The sequence below is a fragment of the Gordonia sp. p3-SID1431 genome (genome assembly GCF_025143765.1).
Taxonomy (GTDB): domain Bacteria; phylum Actinomycetota; class Actinomycetes; order Mycobacteriales; family Mycobacteriaceae; genus Gordonia; species Gordonia hongkongensis.
In genome coordinates, this window is sequence record NZ_JAMBDT010000035.1 from 1 (window position 1) to 21338 (window position 21338).

The window sequence follows — 21338 nt, forward strand, 5'->3', positions numbered from 1 at the left end:
GCGCACGCGCGTGTGGTCAGCGCTGCGCGCGCTTGATCAGGTTGCGCCCGATGATGAGTCGCTGGATCTCGCTGGTGCCCTCGTACAGGCGCAGCAACCGCACCTCGCGGTAGATGCGTTCCACCGCGACATCGCGCATGTAACCGCTGCCGCCGTGGATCTGCACGGCGAGATCGGCGACCTTGCCGACCATCTCGGTGCAGAACAGCTTGGCAGCCGACGGGGCGATGCGGCGGTCGGTGTCGTCGACCCACGCCCGGGCGGCCTCGCGCACCAGTGCGCGCCCGGCCATCACCCCGGCCTGCTGGTCGGCGAGCATGGCCTGGACCAGTTGGAACTCGCCGATCGCGGTACCGCCCTGGGTGGCGGTGGCGGCCCAGGTGACCGACTCGTCGAGCGCACGCTGCGCGGTGCCCACCGAGAGAGCCGCGATGTGCACCCGGCCTCGGGCCAGGCTCATCATCGCGGCCTTGTAGCCCACGTCCTCGCTGCCGCCGACCAGTGCCGACGCCGGCACCCGCACGGCGTCGAAGTGCACGTCCGCGGTCCAGGCGCCCTCCTGGCCCATCTTGCGGTCCTTGGCGCCGACGCTGAGGCCGGCGGCGTCGGCGGGGACCAGGAACACCGCGATGCCCGTGCCGTTCTCGTCGGCCGGACGGGTACGTGCGAACACGACGAACAGATCGGCCAGCGGCGCATTGGTGATGAACCGCTTCTCGCCCGTGATCACCCAGTCGTCACCGTCGCGGACGGCCTTCGTGCGCAGTCCGGCCGGATCGGACCCGGCCCCCGGTTCGGTCAGCGCGAACGAGGCGACAACCTCGCCGGACGCGATCTTCTCCAGCCACGCGGACTTCTGCTCGTCGGTGCCGAAGTGGACGAGGACCTGGCCGGCGATGCCGTTGTTGGTGCCGAACATCGAGCGCAGCGCCAGGGATGTGTACCCGAGCTCCATCGCGAGTTCGACGTCCTGGGTCAGATCGAGGCCGAGACCGCCCCACTCCTGCGGGATGGCGTAGCCGAAAAGGCCCATGCTCTTCGCCGTCTGGCGGATGTCGTCGGGGATGGCGTCGGTGTCGAGGATCTCCTGCTCCCGCGGGACCACCACCTCGCGGACGAACTCGCGCGTCGCGGCGAGGATGTCGGCGAAGTCCTCGTCGCCCACCTCGGAGGAGGTCGTCCGCGCTGAATGCATCACTCCGGTCATGCTGTCACTCTCGCGGCCGGCGGGCGAGGGGTCCAATACGAAACCGGGATCGCTGCGATAGCCGTTGCGTATGAGCGCGGAGGGGTCGATCGGGGCGGAACCTCGATAGATTTGTCCCCGCGGCACTCACCGCGGGCCCGGCGCTTCGCGACCGGTTGCCCGACGACCGTCACCCCGCCGCCCTCGAAAGGACTCCGATACATGTCATCGCACCCGCCCGCCGCCGCGTTGCTGGAGGGTCGTACCGCCGTCGTGACCGGCGGAGCCCAGGGCATCGGTTTCGAGATCGCCCGCTCGTTCGTCGACGCCGGCGCGCGAGTCGTGCTCGGTGACCTCAGCCTCGACGCCGCGCGGGCGGCCGCGGACGAGCTCGGCGGCCGCGACGTGGCCCGCGCGGTGAGGTGCGACGTCGTCGACGCGGGGGAGGTCGACGCGCTGCTCGCGGCCGCGGTCGACGGGTTCGGGTCACTCGATGTGCTGGTGAACAACGCCGGGATCACCCGGGACGCGACGATGCGCACCATGACCGAAGACGATTTCGATCAGGTCATCTCGGTGCATCTCAAAGGCACCTGGAACGGCACACGCAAGGCGGCGGCGATCATGCGCGAGGCCAAGCGTGGTGCGATCGTGAACATCTCGTCGCTGTCGGGCAAGGTCGGCATGGTCGGGCAGACCAACTACTCGGCCGCCAAGGCGGGCATCGTCGGCCTCACCAAGGCCGCGGCCAAGGAGATGGCCCATCACGGCGTGCGGGTCAACGCGATCCAGCCCGGCCTCATCCGGTCGGCGATGACCGAGGCGATGCCGCAGAAAGCGTGGGACCAGAAGATGGCGGAGATCCCGATGCGGCGCGCCGGCGAGGTCGGTGAGGTCGCGAGCGTCGTGCTGTTCCTGGCGTGTGACATGTCGTCGTACATGACGGGCACCGTCCTCGAGGTGACCGGCGGCCGTTTCATGTGACCGCCGGCCCTGCTCCATGCCTCCTCTGACACCGAAAGGTCACCCATGCGCGACGTCGTCATCTGCGAACCGGTCCGTACCCCGATCGGCCGTTACGGCGGGATGTTCAAGAATCTCACCGCCGTTGATCTCGGGGTCGCCGCGCTGACGGGGATGCTCGACCGGACCGGACTCGACCCGGAGAAGGTCGAGGACGTCATCCTCGGTCACTGTAACGGGAACAGCGAGGCGCCCGCCCTGGGACGAGTCATCGCACTCGATGCCGGGTTGCCGATCACAGTGGGCGGCATGCACATCGATCGTCGTTGCGGGTCGGGACTACAGGCCGTCATCCAGGCCGCCTACCAGGTGTCCTCGGGGGACAACGACGTCGTGGTCGCCGGCGGTGCTGAGTCGATGAGCAACGCGTCGTTCTACTCGGTGGACATGCGGTGGGGTGGGGCCTGGACCGGAATTGCCATGCACGACAGCCTCGTCCGGGCGCGCTCGACCGCCGGCGGCAAGAACTACCCGGTGCCCGGCGGCATGATCGAGACGGCCGAGAACCTGCGCAAGGACTACGAGATCTCCCGGGAAGAACAGGACGAGCTGGCTGTGGCATCGCACGAACGAGCGGTGCGGGCCCAGAAGGATGGCGTACTGGCCGAGGAGATCATCCCGGTCACCGTGGCTTCAGGTGCGAGTGGGCCCGCTCGCTCCGCTCCCGGCGCCCGGTCTGGTGATCGGGTCATCGACACCGACGAGCATCCACGCCCGGATGTCTCGGTCGAATCGCTGTCGAAGCTGAAGCCGATCATGGGCAAGACCGACCCGGACGCAACCGTGACGGCGGGCAACGCCAGCGGTCAGAACGACGCCGCGTCGATGGCGATCGTGACCACCCCCGAGGTCGCCGAGAAGCTGGGTCTACGCCCGCTGGTGAAGCTGGTGTCGTGGGGTCTGGCCGGTGTGCCGCCGCGCACCATGGGGATCGGGCCGGTCCCCGCGACCGAGAAGGCGCTTGCCAAGGCCGGTCTGACGCTAGCCGACATCGACGTGATCGAGCTCAACGAGGCATTCGCGGCCCAGGCACTCGCCGTCACCCGCGAGTGGGGCTTCGGCCGGTTCGGTGCCGGCGGCGATTTCGACCGCACCAACGTCAACGGCTCGGGCATCTCGCTGGGCCACCCGGTCGGCGCCACCGGGGGACGCATGCTGGCCTCCCTGGCGCGTGAACTGCACCGGCGCGAGGCCCGCTACGGCCTGGAGACCATGTGTATCGGCGGTGGCCAGGGCCTCGCCGCGGTCTTCGAACGCGTCAGCTGACCTCGAGACTCACCGGGCCCCACCTGATCCGCACCGGTGGGGCCCGGTGTTCCACCCGTTCATCCCGCAGTTTTGCGCACGAGGTCGACGAAGGCCTGACCGACGGCCGACAGCGACGGCGGGTGGAATGCGATGGCAAAGGGTCGCACCACATTCGGTTCGATCTCACGGATCACGACCGGCTCGTCGGCCGACTCCGCCACCGATCGTTCGAGTAGAGTGCCGCCGATTCCGGACTCCACCATCGGGAGCCGTTCCTCGCGGATCTCCGACAGCACAGCCAGCGGCGGACGGACGCCCCCGACGCGGATCGCCTCCTCGAACTCGTCGGCCACCGAGTAGCCGCGTGGCACGAACACCATCGGGATCGCCGGCAGATTGTTCAGCGGGATCGGGCCCTCGGGTACGTCGGTGCCCGGCGGGTAGACGAGCACGTGTTCGTGTTCGCCGATCACGATCACCTCGAGGTCGTCGCCGGCGATGGGTAGGTGGGCGACGGCGAACTCGCAATGACCGTCCTCGATGGCCGACGCGGCCCTGGTCTCATCGCGTAACTCGCCGAGTCGCACCGAAACCCGCGGATAGGCGGCCCGGAACCGGGCGACCAGATCGACGACGGGCCCGACCGCGGTCGCGGCGAAGGCCAGGATCTCGAGGTGGCCGGTGAGTTCGTCCGCCGAGGCGGAGAGCAGATCGTCGACGGCGTCCATGTCGCGCACGATCTGTCGCGCGGGACCGACCATCGTGCGCCCGGCCGCCGACAGGACCATCCCGCGACCGATGCGGTGAAACAGCTGGACTCCGAGTTCGCGTTCGAGCGCCCGGAGTGCTTGGGACACCGTGGGTTGCGCGACACCGAGAGCCGACGCGGCCCCGCCGATGCCCTTGTTCTCGACCACCGCCAGGAAGTACTCGACCTGTCGCAATTCCATGGCGTGTCACCAATCCCGTGGTTCGGCGGGGTCCGGCGCGATCCCGCAGTGGACCTTCGCCGCAGAGATGAAGGCGAGGGCGGCCGGTGACGGGAGCCCGGATCGCAGCACGAGACCCCACGGTCGGGTGAGTGGTGGGTCGAGCGCGAGTCGACGGAGTCCCGCAAGCTGCCGGTCGGCCACGGTGCGTGGGAGAATCGTTGCGCCCGTGCCCTTCTTGACCAGACTCCACACCGCGGACGGTAATTGGCAGTCGACCACCACGTTCTTGGCGTTGTCGTCGAGGAGTCCGCCGAGGAGTTCCGCGGTGATCGGGTCGCTGTGATCGACGACGAGTGGCAGCGAGCGCACCGCAGACTGCGGTATCGGTTCGGGCAGACCGTCGGCGAGCGTCGTCGGCGCCGCGACGATGAGTTCCTGCTCGGCCATCGGGATGGCGGTGAAGGTTGCGTGTTCGGCGGCCGAGTCCATGATCCCGACCTCGGCGTCCCCGGATCGCAACGCCGACAACACCCCGGTGGGGCTGTCGGCGGAGACGACTCGAACCGACAAGCGCGGGAACCGTTCCCGGAACAGGCGGACGATGTTGACCACCGGGTCCACGCTGAACGCCGCGTAGGTCACGATGTCGACGCGACCGGCGCGCAGCTCCCGAACGGCGTCGACCTTGGCCTTCGCGCGGTCGACGTCGGCCAGGATGCGCCGGGCGGCGACGTCGAGTTTGCGTCCGGCCTCGGTGAGTTCGAGGCGTCGTCCGGTGCGGTCGAACAGGGTGACGCCGAGACGTCTCTCGAGGGTGCGGATCGCCTGGGACAGCGACGGCTGTGAGATGTAGAGCGACTGGGCGGCCTTCGTGATGCCGCCGTGGTCGACCACGGCGACGAAGTAGGTCACGAGGTGCAGGTCCACCCCGGTCACTCTAGTGACCCGAGTGTCAGGTCACTTGCCGGTCCAGCGCGGCGCGCGTTTCTCGGCGAAGGCGATCGCACCTTCCTTGGCGTCGTCGGAGGCGAACACCGGACCGAGGAAGTCCCACTGCTTCTTGAACAGATCGGGATCGGTGTAGCGGATTGCCGTTGACATGACCTGTTTGGTGGCGCGGACGGCGAGGGGGCCGTTGGCGGCGATGGCGGCGGCCAGTTCGCGTGCGCCGGCGAGTGCCTCGCCGGGTTCGGTGATCCGGTTGACCAGGCCGAACTGGTGGGCGCGTGCGGCGGTGAGCGGGTCACCGGTGAGCGCGAGTTCCATGGCGAGCTGGTAGGGGAGGATCTTCGGGAGGCGCAGGAGGCCGCCGGCGGCGGCGCCGAGTCCGCGCTTGACCTCTGGGATGCCGAACTTGGAGTCGTTTGCTGCGACGACGAGGTCCGCCGACAACGCGAGTTCGCATCCGCCGGCCAGCGCCCAGCCCTCGACGGCCGCGATGAGGGGCTTGGTCGGTGGGGCCTCGGTGAGGCCACCGAACCCGCGACCCTCCAGGGACACCACCTCGCCGCGGGCGAAGGCCTTGAGGTCCATCCCGGCGCAGAACGTGCCACCGGCACCGGTGAGGATGCCGATGGTGAGGTCGTCACGCGACTCGAGCTCGTCGATCGCGGCGGCGATACCCTCCGACACCTCGAGATTCACGGCGTTCTTCGCCTCGGGGCGGTTGATCGTGATGACGGCGACGCCGTCAGCGAACTCGGTGAGCACGGCACTCATGGGACTCCTGGAGTTGGTGGACGCACGGGCGGTCAGGTGTTCTCGGATGTGGAGATCTGTTGCGGCTCAGCCGGTGTGGGCTCGCCGGCGGCAAACCAGCGGATCGGTTCCGGGGTGGTCGGATCGGTCGCCGTCTCATCGGGAACGTAAGCGTCGAGGACACCGCGCTCCTGCAGGACGACGAGATGGGCGTGCGTCTCCCGCAACGCGAGTCGGCTGAGGGTGAGGGACAGCTCCTCGAACGGACGCGACCACGTCACCGACCGGGTGATCTCCCAGGCCGTGCTCTCCGGGTATCGGGTCACGGTCGAGGCGATCTCGTCGAGCCGCTCCTCGTGATGCGTGAGGAGACCGGTGACGCGGTCGCCGAGGCCTCGGAACCGGTACTCGTGGGACGGCAGCGCCTCGTGGTCGCGCATCTTCTCGGTGTTGGCCAGCGAGATCAGGTAGTCGGCGAGGGGACTGTCGGTCTGCATGGGATTGGTCGAGATGTTCGGACTGATCCGCGGCAGCAGGTGGTCGCCGGTGAAGACGATGCCGGCGGTGTCGTCGGCGAAGCAGAGGTGCCCCGCGGTGTGGCCCGGGGTCCAGACGGCGCGGAGATCCCAGCCGGGGATGTCGAGCGGGGCGTCCCCGGTCAGCTCGCGGTCGACGGCCCGCCCGTCGGGCAGGCGGATGAAACCGACCAGCCCCTCGTCGGCGACCTCGGTCGGTGCGCCGAGAGCGCGGAGTTCGGATCGCGCCTGGCCGAGTTGGGTCTCCACCTCGGTATCGGAGTAGTGGCGCAGGTACCGGGAATCGTTGCGATGCATCCACAGCTCGGCGTCCACGTGCTCGAGTAGACGCGGCACGAGCCCGAAATGGTCGGGGTGCAGATGGGTCACGCCGATGGACCTGATGTCGGCGAGGTCGTGGCCGGTGGAGCGGATGCCTGCGACGAGGATGTCCCACGACTCGTCGGACGGCCAGCCGGCGTCGATCAGTGCGAGACCGCCGTCGGGCAATCCGAGGGCGTAGACCAGGACGTATCGCAACGGATTGGATCCCATGGGGACCGGGATCGACCACAGCTGCGGCCGGACCTCCTCGACCGGGGGCAACACCTTGTCGGCCCAGGCCTGCTTCTGCAGCGTGCCGGTGACCTCGATCGTGCCCATCCAGCCTCCCGCCGGGTCCGTCGCGTGGTGACACCGCTGATGATCGTTGCAGTGATCAACAGTCATCCGATCACGAGAGGCGATCGCGCTCAAGCTGGGGGCGGCTCAGACATCCTGAGGTAGGACCTATGGATCCAGGTCGGCGAGTCCGGCCGCGGCGCCGTCGCAGCTCGCCGCGACGTCGTGAACCAGTCGCCCGGCGAGTTCCGGCTGGATGAGCGGGAACAGATGGCTCGCCCCGGGGACGACGGTCAGCGACGCGTGCTGTGCTGCCTCGACGAAACGTTGTTCGTGGACCCGGAACTGGTCTTGGCTACCGTTGACGAACATCGTTCGGCCGGGGTAGCGCCGGACCTCGCCGAGCGCGTCGAACCGCTTGATCTCGGCGACGACGTCGGCGATCGACCCCAGTGCCAGTCCGCCGATCTCCATGTCGGCGGACACCTGACGTCCCACGGCGAGGCGGGTGGCCACCTGACTGATGATCGCCGCCTGACGCGGCAGGAACGCGGTGACCGCACCGAACGTCTCGAACGGCGCGGCCAGCAGCGGACTGGGCTGCGCGGTCGCGCACATCGGGACGAGGGCCGCGACGGCTTCCGGATGGCGTCCGGCGACCGCCATCGCCACATAGCCGCCCATCGACATCCCGGCCACGACCGCCGGCCGGCCGAACCTGCTGATCTCGGCGAGCACGGCGTCCACCGCGCCGGACATCGTGAACGTCTCGTCGCGGCGCTGCCCGTGGCCAGGGAGGTCGGGGGTGGCGACCGCGCGCCTCGAGTCGGGACCGGCCACCGCCGCCGCGACCCGGTGCAGGGTCGCGCCGCTCACGCGCAAACCGTGGACGAGGACGACGGGCGTGGGTTCGACCACCGCCGCGTCGACGGGAACGGGTACGGGCTCGGCCATCGCACGCAGTATGCCGCCGAACGGTTCTCGACGCCGCCGGCGTCACCGACTGTTCGTCAGCGATCTGCTTCGACGTCGGTTTGTTCGGCACCTATCTGCCCCGGCGTTCCCGACGGTTCGCCCGGTGGGGGCACCGGTGACACGCGCCGACCGATGCCGATGCGGTCGAGGAACCCGGCGTCGTGGGAGACGACCAGCAGCGCACCGGTCCAGGCCTCGAGTGCGTCCACGAGTTGCGTGACGGTGTCGAGATCCAGGTTGTTCGTCGGCTCGTCGAGGATCAGCAGCTTCGGTGTCGGGTCACCGAGCAGTGCATCGGCCAGTGCGACGCGCAGCCGTTCGCCGCCGGACAGTTCGGCGAGTGCGCGATCGGCGCGCGCACCCCGGAACAGGAACCGCGCGAGATGCGCCCGCACCTCCTGCGTCGAGATGTCCGGGTGGGTCCGCGCGAGATGCTCGGCGATCGAGACGGTCGAGTCGGGGAAGGTGATCTGCTGAGGCACGAAGGCGAACGGTACGACGACGGATTCGGATGCGATCAGCTCCGCGATCAGTGTCGATTTCCCGGAACCGTTGGGCCCCACCAGAGCCACCCGCTCGGGTCCGTCCATGCGCAGGCGGTCGTCGACGACGATCTGGGCGCGCGGGGCCACTTCCGGCGTCGGCACGACGATCCGCGCGGTGCGGTCGGTGCGGATGTCCTCGCGGGCCTCGTCGAGACGTGTTGCCGCAGACGCCACGTCGTCACGATGGGCGTTGCGCAGTTTGCCCGCCGACACCTGCGCCTCGCTCCGGCGGTTGTGTGCCACGATCTTCGGCACCCGCTTCTCCCGTTCGGCCGTCGCGCCCGTCCGGGCCCGCCGATCGAGTTTGATCAGCGCCTCGGTCATCTCGCGGCGCTGCTTGCGCAGATCGCCGGCGGCGGTGGCAACCGCCGCCTCGGCGGCGTCTTGTTCGGCGTCGATGATCTCGCGGTACCGGGAGTAGGGGCCGCCGAACAGCCGCACCCGACCTCGGTACAGCTCGACCGTCGTATCGACACGTTCGAGGAGTTCGAGGTCGTGACTGACCACGACCACCGTGCCCGGGAACGACTCGATGGCGTCGAAGAGCCGGGCGCGGGAGTCGGTGTCCAGGTTGTTGGTCGGTTCGTCGAGGAGCAGAATCGCCGGGTCGGCGATGAGTGCGGCGACGGTCGCCAGCAGGGTCGCCTCACCGCCGGACATGGCGCCGACCGGACGGTCGAGGTCGGGCGGCAATCCCATCTGCTCGAGGAGTCCGATAGCGCGCTCCTCGACGCCCCAGTCGTCGCCGACTGCGTCGAAGTCCTGCGGATCTACCGACCCGCTCTCGATTCGTCGTATCGCACAACGAATCCCGTCGATGCCGAGGGCTTGTGCCACGGTCGACGACGGATCGGACTGCGGGTCCTGCACGACCACAGCGACATCGGTCGTCGACGTATCGCCTGCGATCGTGATGCTGCCCGACGCCGGGCGTGATCGTCCGGCGATCAGGCCGAGGAGGGTGGACTTGCCCGCACCGTTCGCGCCGATGAGGGAGTAGGTCTCGGCGCCCAGGGCGAGGTCGAGGTGATCGAAGACGACTGTCCCGTCGGGCCAGGCGAACGAGACGTCGGACAGCACGATGGAAGATGGCATGAGCGCTCCTGAAGTGGGTCGGGTACACCGACAAGGCGTCGGTGGAGCCCGTCGGCGGTGCCGACGGCCGGGGCCACTTCAGTTCTTCATCGCGGTGGATCACTCCTGACGGGTCTGGGGGCAAGTGGTGACCACCGTAGCGGACGCGCTCGGAGTTGCCAACGGATTTATCCGCCGACGAATCGGATCCGGGCTCACCGCTACGGTTGGGGTATGTCATTTCTCCGCACCTCGGTGTCCAACGGCGTCGGCGAGATCGTCCTGGACCGGCCCAAGGCTCTCAATGCGTTGGACCAGAGCATGATCGACGACATGTACGTCACGCTCGGCGAATGGGGTGACGACGACGCGATCGACACCGTCCTGGTCACCTCGGCGAGCGACCGGGCGTTCTGCGCCGGAGGCGACATTCGTGCGATCCGCGAGCACGCCATCGACGGCGACCACGCCTCGATCAGCCGCTACTTCGCCGGCGAGTACCGGCTCGATCAGCTCGTCGCCGACTACCCGAAGCCCTACATCAGCCTGATCGACGGGGCGGCCATGGGCGGGGGTCTCGGGATCAGCGTGCACGGCGAGATCAGGGTCGTCACCGAGAAGGCGATGATCGCCATGCCCGAGACCGCGATCGGGTTCTTCCCCGACATCGGTTCGACCTACTTCCTGCCGCGGCTCCCGGAGGGCGTGGGCATGTGGCTCGGACTCACCGGCGCCCGGATCCGCGGAGTCGACGCGGTCGCCGTCGGCCTGGCAACGCATTTCGTGTCCTCCGCAGACCTGCCGGCGGTCGCCGACAGCATCCGGTCGGGCGCACCGCTGGCCGACGCGCTGGCCACGTCGGGGACCGAGGACACCAGCGACGTGCCGTTGCGCAAGATCGGCGAGTACTTCGCCGACGACAACGTCAACGCCATCCTCGGCGGCCTGCGCGGCGCGGTCGGCGACGACTGGGCCCAGGAGATGGTCGGTCTGCTCGAGGGCGCCTCACCCACCAGTCTGTGGGTCACCGCGGCGATGATCAGCGCCGGGGCGAGGTCGGGGATCGACGAGTGCTTCGACCGGGAACTGCATGCCGCAGAGGAGATCACGAAGACCCACGACTTCCGTGAGGGGGTGCGGGCCGTGCTCGTCGACAAGGATCGCAATCCCGAATTCGATCCGGCGCGCATCGACGACGTCGATCCCGCCGTCGTGGCCCGGATCGTCGGTGCCACCGCTGGTTGAGCCGCCTCCCCGCTGGTTGAGTCGCCTCCCCGCTGGTTGAGTCGCCTCCCCGCTGGTTGAGCCGCCTCCCCGCTGGTTGAGCTTGTCGAAGCCACTGGTCGGGTTTGCGAGGTCGGTTGCCGAGGTGGCCTCGACGGACGCGGCGTCCTCGCTACGCTCGGTCGACGCTGCTCGACCAGCGGGGGGTGGCGTCCTTACTACGCTCGCTCGACGCTGCTCGACCGGCAGATCTCAGGGCGTGAGCTGAAACCACCCCGACAAAGACACGCTGTCGGTCGAGTTGCCCTCGGACTCCGGCTGTTTCGTGGCCGACGACTCGTCGAGGTCGTAGCGGACGTCGTCGTCGGGCGCGAGCGGGTTGGCCTCGACCCGTGACGCCGTCGGGCAGGTGAACGAGCCGGCCGCGAGTGAGCCAGACATGCCGCTCACGCTGAGCTGGCACGCGGACGAGTGGTGGTAGTCGCCGTTGATCGAGACCCCGATCTGGGCGTTGATCGGCCGTGTCAACGGCCCGACGGTCGGACGCGTCGCGCCCACCGGTGGCAACAGGCCGCCGGTCAGTTCGCTGATCAGGAACTCGATCTGCGCGCCGCCGGTGCCGGCGTCCTTGAACACGAAGAGCAGCGAGTCCGGCGGCACGTCGGGCCGCGCCGGGCCCCACCGGTCGAACTCATAGCAGTTGGGCTCCTCGGCGGGGGTGGCGCCCACCGCGGGTCCGCGTCGGGAGTCCGCCGGCGTGTCCGCGACCGCGATCTTGATGTTGCCGTGACGGAACTCGAAGTTCTGGCCACTGCGGTCGACGTTGCCCTGCGGTGGTTTCTCGGTGCAGAGCGCCGAGTCGACCGGACGTACGGTGGGCATCGGCGTCGAGGTGGTGGGTGTGGACTGCGGCGGGGCGTCGGAGCCACAGGCGGCGAGGAGGGACGACACCGCCGCGCACATCAGCACGGCGGCGCGCACCGGCCGTCCCCGGGCGCTCGTCGACCGGTCAGTCCGCTGCCGCGACAAGGGGTTCGAGAGTGAGGTCGGGGTGTTCCTTCTCGATGTACTGCAGGCGCCATTTGTCGCTGAAGAGGGCGAGGACGGCGCCGTCGGTGCGGGTGAAGACCTCGACGCCGCGTTGCCGATTCAGTTCGGGCGCGCTGTCGGCATCCGTGCGACGGGCCAGTGTGTAACCGAGCGGCTCGATGATGGTGTCGACGTTGTACTCGGCCTTCATCCGCGCGGTCACGACCTCGAACTGCATCGGTCCGACGGCGGCGAGCACCGGCGACGCATCACCGCGGGTGTCGTTGCGCAGGACTTGGACCACGCCTTCGCTCTCGAGCTGGTCCATGCCCTTGCGGAACTGCTTGTACTTGTCTGCGGTGGTCGCACGCAGGGTCGAGAAGTGTTCGGGCGCAAAGGACGGGATCGGCGGGAACTGCACCTTGGGGCCGTCGTAGAGAGTGTCGCCGGGCGCGAGCGCGGTCGCGTTCACCAGACCGACCACGTCACCGGGGTAGGCGGTGTCGACCGTCGAGCGGTCGCGACCGAAGACGGCCTGGGCGTACTTGGTGGCGAACGGCTTTCCGGTCTGCGCATGGGTCACGACCATGCCGCGTTCGAACTCGCCGGACACGATCCGCATGTACGCCAGGCGATCCCGATGGCTGGAGTCCATCCCGGCCTGCACCTTGAAGACCACCGCGCTGAACGGGTCGGTCACCGGGCGGGGATCGCCGTCGATGTCGGCCCGCGGCCCGGGCGGGGGAGCGAGCTCCACGAGGACCTCGAGGAGTTGCCGCACACCGAAGTTCAGCATCGCGGACGCGAAGATCATCGGCGAGGTCTGCCCGGCGAGGAACAATTCCTGATCGTGGTCCTGGCCCATCTCGGTGAGCAGTTCGCTCTCCTCGAGTGCCGAGGTCCACTCGTCGCCCTCGCGAGCCAGCGCGTCGTCGGCGGACATGATCTCCTCGGGCGCGATCTTCGCGCCGCCGGCGGTACGCGTGAAGTGCACGTACTCGCCGGTGCGCCGGTCGAGCAGGCCGCGGAAGTCGCCGGCGATACCGACCGGGAAGAACAGCGGGGTCGGGGTGAGGCCGATGCGCTCGGTGATCTCGTCGATGAGCTCGAGGGGACTCTGCCCCGGCCGGTCCCACTTGTTGATCACCGTGATGACCGGGATGCCCCGGTGGCGACACACCTGAAAGAGTTTGAGGGTCTGCGGCTCGAGTCCCTTGGCGGCGTCGATGAGCATCACCGCGGCGTCGACCGCGGTCAGCACGCGGTAGGTGTCCTCGGAGAAGTCGGCGTGACCCGGGGTGTCGACGAGGTTGATGACACTCGGGATCTCGGGGTCGGCCTGGGCTGCGGCCGAGTAGTTGAACTGCAGCGCCGTCGAACTGACGGAGATGCCGCGCGCCTTCTCCATCTCCATCCAGTCGGAGACGGTCGACTTACGACCGGCCTTGCCGTGGACGGCGCCGGCCTCGCTGATCATCCGCGCGTGCAGCGCCAGCGCCTCGGTCATCGTCGACTTACCGGCGTCGGGGTGGGAGATGATGGCGAAGGTACGACGACGCGTCACTTCGCGACTGATCACCTCGGAACTCACGAGGTTCCAGGCTACCGGGCGTGCAGGGGGCGGCCAAACTCGCTCGCGGTGGAGTGCCGGGGCAGGTTGTGCCGGTATGCGGCACCTTGTGCCCCCGCCAAAAAACTGGGAACCCGTCACCGTTGCTGTGCGTCTGATGGTCGTGCAGCTTCCACCGGGCCTTCGGCGCCGCGTTCTCGCCCGTGACGGGGTACTGACCATCATGGCGGATGCGCTCGAATTCGGCCTCACGCGGTCCGCGGTCCGGCGTCGAGTCGATTGCGGAGACTGGATGCCGCACACGCGCGGGGTGTATTCGCTCGCTGATCATCCGACGACGCCGGCCACCCGTGCGCGACTGGCAGTCGCGAGCGTGGGCCGCGGTGCGGCGCTGTCCGGAGCGGGAGCGGCGTGGTGGCACGGGCTCCTCGACGAGCCGCCGAAGAAGTTCACGGTCACCGCACCGCGATCGCGGCATGGCTCTCCGGTCGAGGGCGTTCGGGTCCGGCGCCGCTGCCTCGCGGACGCGGAGGTGGTGACCCGCAAGGAGTTGCTCGTGACAGCCTTGCCGCTGTCCGTGCTGGAAGCCGCACTCGAGCGCGACAGCGGAGTCCTCGACAACGCGCTGCTCGTTCGCAAGGTCTCGCTGCGTCAGCTGCGCGTCGCCGCTGATCGTCGACGTGGCAAGGAGGATGGACCCGCGATTGCGGCCCTCGTCGACGGCGTCGAATCCGGCGCGCGCTCGGTGGCGGAGCGGCTGGCTGTCGACGTGTTGAGCGCCGGAGGTGTGAGCGGTTGGTCGTGCGGTCACCCGGCCAGCGGGTACTTCATCGACCTCGCGTTCCCGGATCGGCTGTTGGCGGTGGAGATCGACGGGATGGCGTTCCACCGCGACGCGGAGACGTTCCAGCGAGACCGCCGACGCCGAAACGACCTCATCGCATTGGGTTGGACCGTCCTCAACTTCACGTGGAGTGATCTGCGGGAGCGGCCCGACGACGTCGTGGCGCGTGTCCGCCAGGCGCTCGGCTTGCAGCGCGACCGGCCGGCATGACAAATCCGGGGGCATCATGAACCGCTGAGCGGATCAGATTGCCCCCGGACTCGATACGGCGCCCTACTCGAACGGAACCGGCGGCATGGTGACGACCTGCGCGGCGTAGGAGAGTCCGGCGCCGAAGCCGAGGAGCAGCGCGGTCTGGCCGGGCTGTGCCTTGCCGGTGGACAGCAGGTCTTCCATGGCGAGCGGGATCGAGGCGGCGCTGGTGTTGCCGGTGTACTCGATGTCCTTGGCGACGACCGCGTCGTCGCGGAGTTTGAGGTTCTTGGCGAGCAGTTCGTTGATACGGGCGTTCGCCTGGTGCGGCACGAAGACGTCGAGGTCCTCGGAGCCAAGCTTCGCGGCCTCGAGGGCGCGGTGGGCGACCTTGCCCATCTCGAAGGCGGCCCAGCGGAACACCGCGGTGCCCTCCATGCGCAGGTAGGGACGCTGGGTACGGTCGCTGTCGAGGAAGGTGACCCAGTCGAAGTCCTGGCGGATCGCGTTGAACTGGGAGCCGTCCGAGCCCCAGATCACCGGGCCGAGCTGCTGCTGCTCGGTGGGTCCGACGACGACCGCGCCGGCGCCGTCGCCGAAGATGAAACAGTTGGTGCGGTCGGTCATGTCCATGGTCACCGAGAGTTGCTCGGCGCCGATGACCAGCACGTGGGTGGCGCTGCCGCCGCGGATCATGTCGGACGCGAGTGCCATGCCGTAGCCGAAGCCGGCGCAGCCGACCGTGACGTCGAAGGCGGGCACGCCGTTGCAGCCGAGTTCGGTCGCGACCTTGGTGGCTCCGGCCGGGGTCAGCAGCAGGTGGGTGTTGGTGGCGAGGATGACGGCGTCGATGTCCGAGCCTTGGAGCAGCGCATTGGCGATCGCCTTGCGGCCGGCGTTGACCGACATCTCCATGACGCTCTCGTCGCGACGCGCGAACCGGCGCGTCTTGATTCCCGTACGGGTGTAGATCCACTCGTCGGAGGAGTCGATGTGCTGGCAGATCTCCTCGTTGGTGACGACGCGTTCGGGGCGGTACGCGCCGATGCCGAGCATGCCGATGTTGTTGATGCCAGTGGTGTCTGCGATGACCGCCATGGTGAACCCTTCCCAAAACGTGCCCGGCGAATATGTGACCCGACATACGACGGTACTCACACCGCCTCTTACTGGGAAGTAGCGGGACCCCGCCCGCAATCGTTACGGAGCTGCTGAATGCGGACCGAAGTCGTCCTCGATGAAGGGAATGCTGGTCCGCAGGTCGGTCGACCACCGCCGGGGCGTCGGAAAGCGGCCCGCGGTCACGACGATCAGCACACGATGACGTGCGCGCAACGCCGAACGCACGAGTCAGCACACCATTCGACGGCATCGAGAAGGGGAGTCCGCATGATCCACGCACGCGGGTTGGTCCAGGTGTTCAGCACCGGGAAAGGAAAGAAGAAGCGCGAGGTGAGGGCCGTCGACGGCGTCGACCTCGACATCGCCGAAGGGGAGGTGGTCGGGTTCCTCGGGCCCAACGGCGCGGGCAAGACCACCACGCTGCGCATGCTGACGACCCTCCTGCGGCCGACGGCGGGAACCGCGACCGTCAATGGTTACGACGTCGTGGCCGACCCGGTCTCGGTCCGCCGCAGCATCGGCTACGTCTCGCAGGCCGGCGGCACCTTCAGCCAGGCCCAGGCCGGCGATGAGATCGTCGATCACGGCATGCTCTACGGGCTGTCCCGGGCCGAGGCGACCCGCCGCGGCCACGCCCTGTTCTCCCAGCTCCAACTCGACGGCCTGTGGGAACGCCAGCCCAAGAACATGTCCGGCGGGCAGAAACGCCGACTCGACATCGTGATGGGATTGGTCCACGAACCGTCCCTGGTCTTCCTCGACGAGCCGACCACCGGCCTCGACCCGCAGGCGAGGGCCAATCTCTGGGACCACATCCGGCGGTTGCGCACCGAACGCGGCGCGACGGTCTTCTTGACGACGCACTACCTCGACGAGGCCGACGAACTGTCCGATCGGATCATCATCATCGACAACGGCCGGATCGTCGCCGCGGACACCGCCGACAACCTCAAGGCGCAGGTGTCCGGCGATCTGGTGGCACTCGAGGTCGCGGACTCCGCGGAGGTGTCCACCGCCGCGGAGAAACTGGCCTCGGTCACCGGTGGCCGCGGGGACGGCCGGATCGAGATCGACGGCCGGCATGTCCGGAGCCGGGTGCCGCGGGCGGGCCGGGCCGTCCCCGGACTGCTGCGCGACCTCGACGCCGCGGGCATCACCCTCGACTCCATCGAGGTCATCCGCCCGACCCTCGACGACGTCTTCCTCACCCTCACCGGTCGGTCGCTGCGTGACGCCGAGACCGAGCGGGGCAACGAGATCCATTCGGAAACAACGGATTCGACGAGCGCCGACGCCCCGTCGGCCGAACTCAACCGGCAGGGAGCCAGCCGATGACCACGTTCCTCCGCGAGAGCACCATCGTGTTCCGCCGACAGATCCGCATGAACCTGCGCAACCCGGCCTGGGTCCTCATCGGGGTGATGCAACCGGTCCTCTACCTCGTCCTTTTCGGGCCGCTGCTGAAGCCCCTCGTCGCGCAGTTCCCGGGCGGCGCCGACAATCCGTACACGTTCCTGGTCCCCGGTCTGCTCGTGCAACTCGGTCTGTTCGGCGCGTTGTTCGCCGGATTCAGCCTGATCGGGGAATGGCGCGAGGGTGTGATCGAGGCCGAACGGGTGACCCCGGCCAGCCGCACCGCCCTGCTCACCGGTCGACTCATGCGCGACATGCTGCAACTTCTCGTGCAGGCACTGATCCTGGTGGTGCTGGGCTATCTGATGGGCATGCGCGGTTCGGTGATCGGCGTGATCCTCGGCATCATCATCACGATGCTGATCGGTGGCGCGTGCGCCGCGGCGTCGAACGCCCTGGCGCTGACCACCAAGAGCGAGGATGTGATGGCGCCGCTCATCAACATGGTCATGATGCCGGTCCTGTTGCTGTCGGGCATCCTGCTCCCGATGACCCTCGGGCCGTCGTGGCTGCAGAGTCTCAGCGACTTCATGCCGTTCCGGTGGATCGTCGACGCGGTGCGCGACACCTTCTCCGGCGACCTCGCCAGTGCTCAGGTCCTCTGGGGCGTCCTCGCATCGCTCATCCTGGCCGTACTCGGAACCCTGTGGGGCACTTCGGTGTTCCGCAAGGAGAACGCCTGAGGCGTGAGCCCGCCCCCCTGCTCCCTGAGGAGCGAGCTTGCGAGCGTCACGAAGGGTCTTGGCGACGTCATCTCACCAGGACCCTTCGTGGCTCGTCGCTAACGCTCCTCGCACCTCAGGGAGCAACGGCTATGTCGTTCCTTCGGATTAGGAGCCTGCTGAATTAGGGTCCAGCCTGGGTTGAGGTTCCTGCTGCGGGGATGTGTCGGTTCCGGGGTGTGGTCGTGGTGATCGATCTAGGTGGGGCGGCGGTGCCGCGGTTCAGGCGGTGGCCAGTGTCCAGGTGCCGTTGGTGGTAGTCAGTCCGAGGGTGATCAGGCGGCGTAGGTTGATCGCGGCGGCGCGGTGGTGCAGCCAGTTGTTGTTGCGTTCGATTCCACGGTAGGGAACCCGCCGGTTACCGCGGGTGAGCCAGGCAATCGTCCGTTCGACCATGGGTCGATGCTGGCGGTAGGTGTCGGCAATAGTGTTGTCAGAGAAGTGTTGTCGGTGTTCGCGCTGGAGTTGGTGGTGTTCGCCGAAACTAATTTTGCGTCCACGAACCGCGGTGGTGCACCGTGCCCGAAGTGGGCAGTCTTGGCAGGCCGCACCGTAGGTGACGTGGCCTTTCGCGCTGACCGGTCGGGTCAGGTTGAGCTTGTCAAGATGTCTGTGTAAGAACGTGACTCCTGGGTTTCCTGTGGTTGCTGGTTGGGTCTAGTTGAGGTGGGGTTCGATGCGGTCGGGGTAGGCCAGGGCTAGTTGCCCGAGGGCCTGTTTCCAGTTCGTCACGACTTGGCCCTCGACGAGTCTGCCGGGGGCTCTGCGCGTGGCGGCGGGCTTGCCGCGTTCCTTCTCGCGTTGCCGGGCCCGTTTGTCCTCGATGTCGCAGATCGCCAGCCACAGCAGTTTGCGCGCCGCGAGATCGTTGGGGAAGTGTCCCCGATTCTTGATGACCTTGCGGAGCTGGTAGTTCAGCGACTCGATCGAGTTGGTGGTGTAGATGACTTTGCGGAGCTCGGGCGGGAACGCCAAGAACGGAATGAACCGGTCCCACGCTCGATCGAAAGCTGCTGCGGCACTCGGATATTTGGTCCCCAGTTCCGAGTCTCGGAAGGCTTCCCATTCGCGGCGGGCGGTCTCGGCGTCGGGGGCGGTGTAGATCGGTTTGATCGCCCGCGCGACCTCTTTGCGGTCCTTGTAGTTCACGAACCGCATCGAGTTGCGAATCAGATGCACCACACACGTTTGCACCGTGGCCAATGGCCAGGTCGCCTCGATCGCCTCGGGGAACCCGGTCAACCCGTCGCAGCACACGATGAGCACGTCCTTGACGCCGCGGTTGGCCAGATTCGCACACACCCCGGCCCAGAACTTCGCGCCTTCCTCGGCCTGAATCCAGATGCCCAGCACGTGCTTGACGCCGGCCATGTCGACACCAATAGCGATGTGGGCGTGCCTGTTTCGGACATGACCGCCGTCTTTGACCTTCACCACCAGGGCGTCGAGGTAGATGACGGGATACAACGCCTCCAGCGGCCGGTTCTGCCATTCATCGACCGCGTCGAGGACCTCGTCGCAGATCTTCGAGATCGTCTCATGCGACAGATCGGTGCCGATCGTCGAGGCCAGATGATGCTGAATGTCGCGCAACGTCATGCCACCGGCATACAGCGAGATGATCATGTCGTCGAGCCCGCCGAGCCGGCGGGAACCCTTCGGTACCAGGCGTGGGGTGAACGTGCCGGCACGGTCACGAGGAACGTTCAACTCGACCGGCCCGGCCGCGGAGTCCACCGTTTTCGGGCTCGACCCGTTGCGGGCGTTGGGCAGTTGCCGACCGGCCGGATCGCCCTTGGCATAGCCGAGGTGATCGGTCAGCTCGGCCTTCAGGCCGCGTTCGAGGGCGAGTTTGATCAGACCCGGGATCAGGCCGCCGTCGCCGGTGATCTGGACCTGGCCGGTATCGATCTGGGCCAACAACTCATCGACCATGCCCGAGGCCTCCAGCGCCTCGGCCACCTCCGCGGTCGAACGCGGCTCAGCCAACTCAGGCAGCTGCTGACCGTCGTCGTGCTGCTTATCGTCTAACGCCATGCTCATAGATTGTCCTCTCACTGATGAGCACTGGACTTACACAGACCATCTGACACCCCCGTCAGGTTGTTGGGGCAGGTCAATGTGTTCGCGTCGGCGTCGAAGGTGAAATCGTCGATGACGAAACCACCAGCAACCGCCGGCATGTGTGGCTTGGGTTTGATCACCGCGTTCCATCGTGTCCGCGCCAGCGTGGCCAGCATGTCACCGGAGGCATACGCTGAATCACCCAGCACCTCACGATCGTCGGCGTCGTCGGCGACGGTCGGATCGCTCAGCAACAACCGTGCCCCGACTGCTCCGTCGGAAGTGTCCGGACCAGCGGCTTTGGTCATCTCGATCGCGGTGACCAACCCGGTCTCCGGTTCATTGACGATGTGGCCCTTGAACCCGTCCTGCTGGCGTGCCCGGGTTTTGTGGGCGTGGCGGGTGTCGGTATCGACGGTAGAGATCACCCGGTCCGGGGCGGTCCGGGGCGCGATGCGCCAGCGTCCGTCGGTGCCATCAGAACCTGGTGCCGGTTCCACATCCTGGCCGGTCACCAATGCCAGCAATGCCACCGCCTGCGCCTGGGCCTGGTTACTCGGTTCCTTGTCGATGGCCTCGAGGTCCAGACCGTCGAGCACGGCCAACCCATCTTCGACAAGGGCGCTGATCAGGTCCTGTTGAGCACACTCATCATCCCAGGCGATCCGCGGCTTGCCGGGCCGGTCATAGCCGCCGCCGGTCAACGCGGCCAGACGAGTCGCGTGCTGCTCGACCACCACCGCACCACCGTCGACCTCTCGGGCGACCCGCCGGATCGCCGCGATCACCTGGGTGATGGCGTCCTGGCGGGCCACCGCGTCATCGAAGATCGTCGAATCCAGCGCTCGACGGCTCTTACCCGCGAGCACCCCGGTGGTGGTGGTGATGACCTCGCGTACCACCTCGAAAATGCGGTACGGCCGGTCGCTGGCTGCCAGTCGCCGACGCCAGTACGTCAGAGTCGACGGATGAAAACCTTTGTTACCCAACACGAATCCACACGCCGCTTTCCACCGCAGATCAAAAGTGACCGCATCAGCGGCTTCGCGATCGGACAAACCCTGCAGCGTTTGCAGCACGATCACCGACGCCATCGTGGCCGGCGGGATCGACGGACGGCCCCGGCCGCTGGGAAACAGGTCCGCGAACATCTCCGCAGGGAACAACTGCTCGCGATGAGCAGCCAAAAACGCGAACACACTGCCCTCGGCCAGCAAATGCCCGACGACCGAGTTCACATCCAGAAACTCACCCTGACGATCCGGCTCACCCTGCATACCCACCAGGATCCCAGCCCACCAGGCAAACCCGCTCACCCCACACCGAAACGACGCCGACTAT

18 protein-coding genes and 1 pseudogene are annotated in these 21338 nt (G+C 67.8%); 6 read left to right on the forward strand and 13 right to left on the reverse strand.

Annotated features, from left to right (window positions below; translation table 11 throughout):
* Positions 1-16: 16 nt before the first annotated feature.
* The gene (locus M4D77_RS11010) at positions 17-1207 is read right to left on the reverse strand and encodes an acyl-CoA dehydrogenase family protein (RefSeq protein WP_068972416.1); all 1191 of its coding nucleotides are present in this window, start codon (positions 1205-1207) and stop codon (positions 17-19) included.
* Between the two features lie 201 nt (positions 1208-1408).
* Here M4D77_RS11010 and fabG point away from each other — a divergent pair, with 201 nt between their 5' ends.
* Both fabG and M4D77_RS11020 read left to right on the forward strand, forming a co-directional pair.
* Entirely contained in the window at positions 1409-2170 is a 762-nt protein-coding gene (gene fabG / locus M4D77_RS11015; RefSeq protein ID WP_065630898.1) for a 3-oxoacyl-ACP reductase FabG, read from the forward strand.
* Positions 2171-2215: 45 nt separating this feature from the next.
* Entirely contained in the window at positions 2216-3475 is a 1260-nt protein-coding gene (locus M4D77_RS11020; RefSeq protein ID WP_259936194.1) for an acetyl-CoA C-acetyltransferase, read from the forward strand.
* Positions 3476-3534: 59 nt separating this feature from the next.
* Here the strand turns inward: M4D77_RS11020 and M4D77_RS11025 are convergent, their stop codons facing one another.
* From M4D77_RS11025 to M4D77_RS11050, 6 genes are all read right to left on the reverse strand, one after another.
* A complete protein-coding gene (locus tag M4D77_RS11025; protein WP_259936195.1) occupies positions 3535-4407 on the reverse strand; it encodes a LysR family transcriptional regulator in 873 nt (290 codons plus the stop codon).
* Positions 4408-4413: 6 nt separating this feature from the next.
* Positions 4414-5316: a LysR family transcriptional regulator gene (locus M4D77_RS11030; RefSeq protein WP_259936196.1), complete on the reverse strand. Its 903-nt coding sequence runs from the start codon at positions 5314-5316 to the stop codon at positions 4414-4416.
* Between the two features lie 30 nt (positions 5317-5346).
* Positions 5347-6108, reverse strand: a complete 762-nt coding sequence (locus tag M4D77_RS11035; protein WP_259936197.1) for a crotonase/enoyl-CoA hydratase family protein — start codon at positions 6106-6108, stop codon at positions 5347-5349.
* A 32-nt stretch (positions 6109-6140) separates the two neighbouring features.
* Positions 6141-7265, reverse strand: a complete 1125-nt coding sequence (locus M4D77_RS11040; protein WP_259936198.1) for an MBL fold metallo-hydrolase — start codon at positions 7263-7265, stop codon at positions 6141-6143.
* A gap of 126 nt (positions 7266-7391) precedes the next feature.
* A complete protein-coding gene (locus M4D77_RS11045; protein ID WP_259936199.1) occupies positions 7392-8177 on the reverse strand; it encodes an alpha/beta fold hydrolase in 786 nt (261 codons plus the stop codon).
* A gap of 56 nt (positions 8178-8233) precedes the next feature.
* Positions 8234-9838 (reverse strand): ABC-F family ATP-binding cassette domain-containing protein, encoded by a 1605-nt coding sequence (locus tag M4D77_RS11050; protein WP_259936200.1) that lies wholly within the window; start codon positions 9836-9838, stop codon positions 8234-8236.
* Positions 9839-10051: 213 nt separating this feature from the next.
* Between M4D77_RS11050 and M4D77_RS11055 the strand changes: the two genes are divergently transcribed.
* Positions 10052-11062 (forward strand): enoyl-CoA hydratase/isomerase family protein, encoded by a 1011-nt coding sequence (locus M4D77_RS11055; protein WP_078112142.1) that lies wholly within the window; start codon positions 10052-10054, stop codon positions 11060-11062.
* Between the two features lie 231 nt (positions 11063-11293).
* Here M4D77_RS11055 and M4D77_RS11060 read toward each other — a convergent pair whose 3' ends face one another.
* Both M4D77_RS11060 and M4D77_RS11065 read right to left on the reverse strand, forming a co-directional pair.
* Positions 11294-12022, reverse strand: a complete 729-nt coding sequence (locus tag M4D77_RS11060; protein WP_259936201.1) for a hypothetical protein — start codon at positions 12020-12022, stop codon at positions 11294-11296.
* A gap of 28 nt (positions 12023-12050) precedes the next feature.
* The gene (locus M4D77_RS11065) at positions 12051-13661 is read right to left on the reverse strand and encodes a peptide chain release factor 3 (RefSeq protein WP_259936202.1); all 1611 of its coding nucleotides are present in this window, start codon (positions 13659-13661) and stop codon (positions 12051-12053) included.
* A 142-nt stretch (positions 13662-13803) separates the two neighbouring features.
* Between M4D77_RS11065 and M4D77_RS11070 the strand changes: the two genes are divergently transcribed.
* Entirely contained in the window at positions 13804-14694 is an 891-nt protein-coding gene (locus tag M4D77_RS11070) for a DUF559 domain-containing protein (RefSeq protein WP_259936213.1), read from the forward strand.
* A 63-nt stretch (positions 14695-14757) separates the two neighbouring features.
* Here M4D77_RS11070 and M4D77_RS11075 read toward each other — a convergent pair whose 3' ends face one another.
* On the reverse strand, positions 14758-15774 hold the full coding sequence (locus M4D77_RS11075) for a beta-ketoacyl-ACP synthase III (protein ID WP_004022635.1): 1017 nt from the start codon (positions 15772-15774) through the stop codon (positions 14758-14760).
* 291 nt (positions 15775-16065) lie between these two features.
* Between M4D77_RS11075 and M4D77_RS11080 the strand changes: the two genes are divergently transcribed.
* Positions 16066-17133, forward strand: coding sequence for an ATP-binding cassette domain-containing protein (locus M4D77_RS11080; protein WP_259936203.1), 1068 nt, complete (start codon positions 16066-16068; stop codon positions 17131-17133).
* The gene (locus M4D77_RS11085; protein ID WP_159370407.1) at positions 17130-17894 is read left to right on the forward strand and encodes an ABC transporter permease; all 765 of its coding nucleotides are present in this window, start codon (positions 17130-17132) and stop codon (positions 17892-17894) included. Before M4D77_RS11080 ends, M4D77_RS11085 begins: the two co-directional genes overlap by 4 nt.
* Before the next feature lie 261 nt (positions 17895-18155).
* Here the strand turns inward: M4D77_RS11085 and M4D77_RS11090 are convergent, their stop codons facing one another.
* The 3 genes and pseudogenes from M4D77_RS11090 to M4D77_RS11100 all read right to left on the reverse strand — a co-directional run.
* Positions 18156-18524 (reverse strand): transposase, encoded by a 369-nt coding sequence (locus M4D77_RS11090; RefSeq protein ID WP_396266575.1) that lies wholly within the window; start codon positions 18522-18524, stop codon positions 18156-18158.
* Between the two features lie 66 nt (positions 18525-18590).
* Positions 18591-19976: an IS256 family transposase gene (locus tag M4D77_RS11095; protein ID WP_159370889.1), complete on the reverse strand. Its 1386-nt coding sequence runs from the start codon at positions 19974-19976 to the stop codon at positions 18591-18593.
* 65 nt (positions 19977-20041) lie between these two features.
* Positions 20042-21274 (reverse strand): annotated as a pseudogene (locus M4D77_RS11100) (transposase); the annotation flags it as partial.
* Between the last annotated feature and the right edge of the window lie 64 nt (positions 21275-21338).

Coding starts and splice junctions, on each gene's coding strand:
- M4D77_RS11010 (WP_068972416.1), bottom strand. CDS start 1,207: ATGACCGGAGTGATGCATTCAGCGCGGACGACCTCCTCCGAGGTGGGC.
- fabG (WP_065630898.1), top strand. CDS start 1,409: ATGTCATCGCACCCGCCCGCCGCCGCGTTGCTGGAGGGTCGTACCGCC.
- M4D77_RS11020 (WP_259936194.1), top strand. CDS start 2,216: ATGCGCGACGTCGTCATCTGCGAACCGGTCCGTACCCCGATCGGCCGT.
- M4D77_RS11025 (WP_259936195.1), bottom strand. CDS start 4,407: ATGGAATTGCGACAGGTCGAGTACTTCCTGGCGGTGGTCGAGAACAAG.
- M4D77_RS11035 (WP_259936197.1), bottom strand. CDS start 6,108: ATGAGTGCCGTGCTCACCGAGTTCGCTGACGGCGTCGCCGTCATCACG.
- M4D77_RS11040 (WP_259936198.1), bottom strand. CDS start 7,265: ATGGGCACGATCGAGGTCACCGGCACGCTGCAGAAGCAGGCCTGGGCC.
- M4D77_RS11045 (WP_259936199.1), bottom strand. CDS start 8,177: ATGGCCGAGCCCGTACCCGTTCCCGTCGACGCGGCGGTGGTCGAACCC.
- M4D77_RS11050 (WP_259936200.1), bottom strand. CDS start 9,838: ATGCCATCTTCCATCGTGCTGTCCGACGTCTCGTTCGCCTGGCCCGAC.
- M4D77_RS11055 (WP_078112142.1), top strand. CDS start 10,052: ATGTCATTTCTCCGCACCTCGGTGTCCAACGGCGTCGGCGAGATCGTC.
- M4D77_RS11075 (WP_004022635.1), bottom strand. CDS start 15,774: ATGGCGGTCATCGCAGACACCACTGGCATCAACAACATCGGCATGCTC.
- M4D77_RS11080 (WP_259936203.1), top strand. CDS start 16,066: ATGATCCACGCACGCGGGTTGGTCCAGGTGTTCAGCACCGGGAAAGGA.
- M4D77_RS11085 (WP_159370407.1), top strand. CDS start 17,130: ATGACCACGTTCCTCCGCGAGAGCACCATCGTGTTCCGCCGACAGATC.
- M4D77_RS11095 (WP_159370889.1), bottom strand. CDS start 19,976: ATGAGCATGGCGTTAGACGATAAGCAGCACGACGACGGTCAGCAGCTG.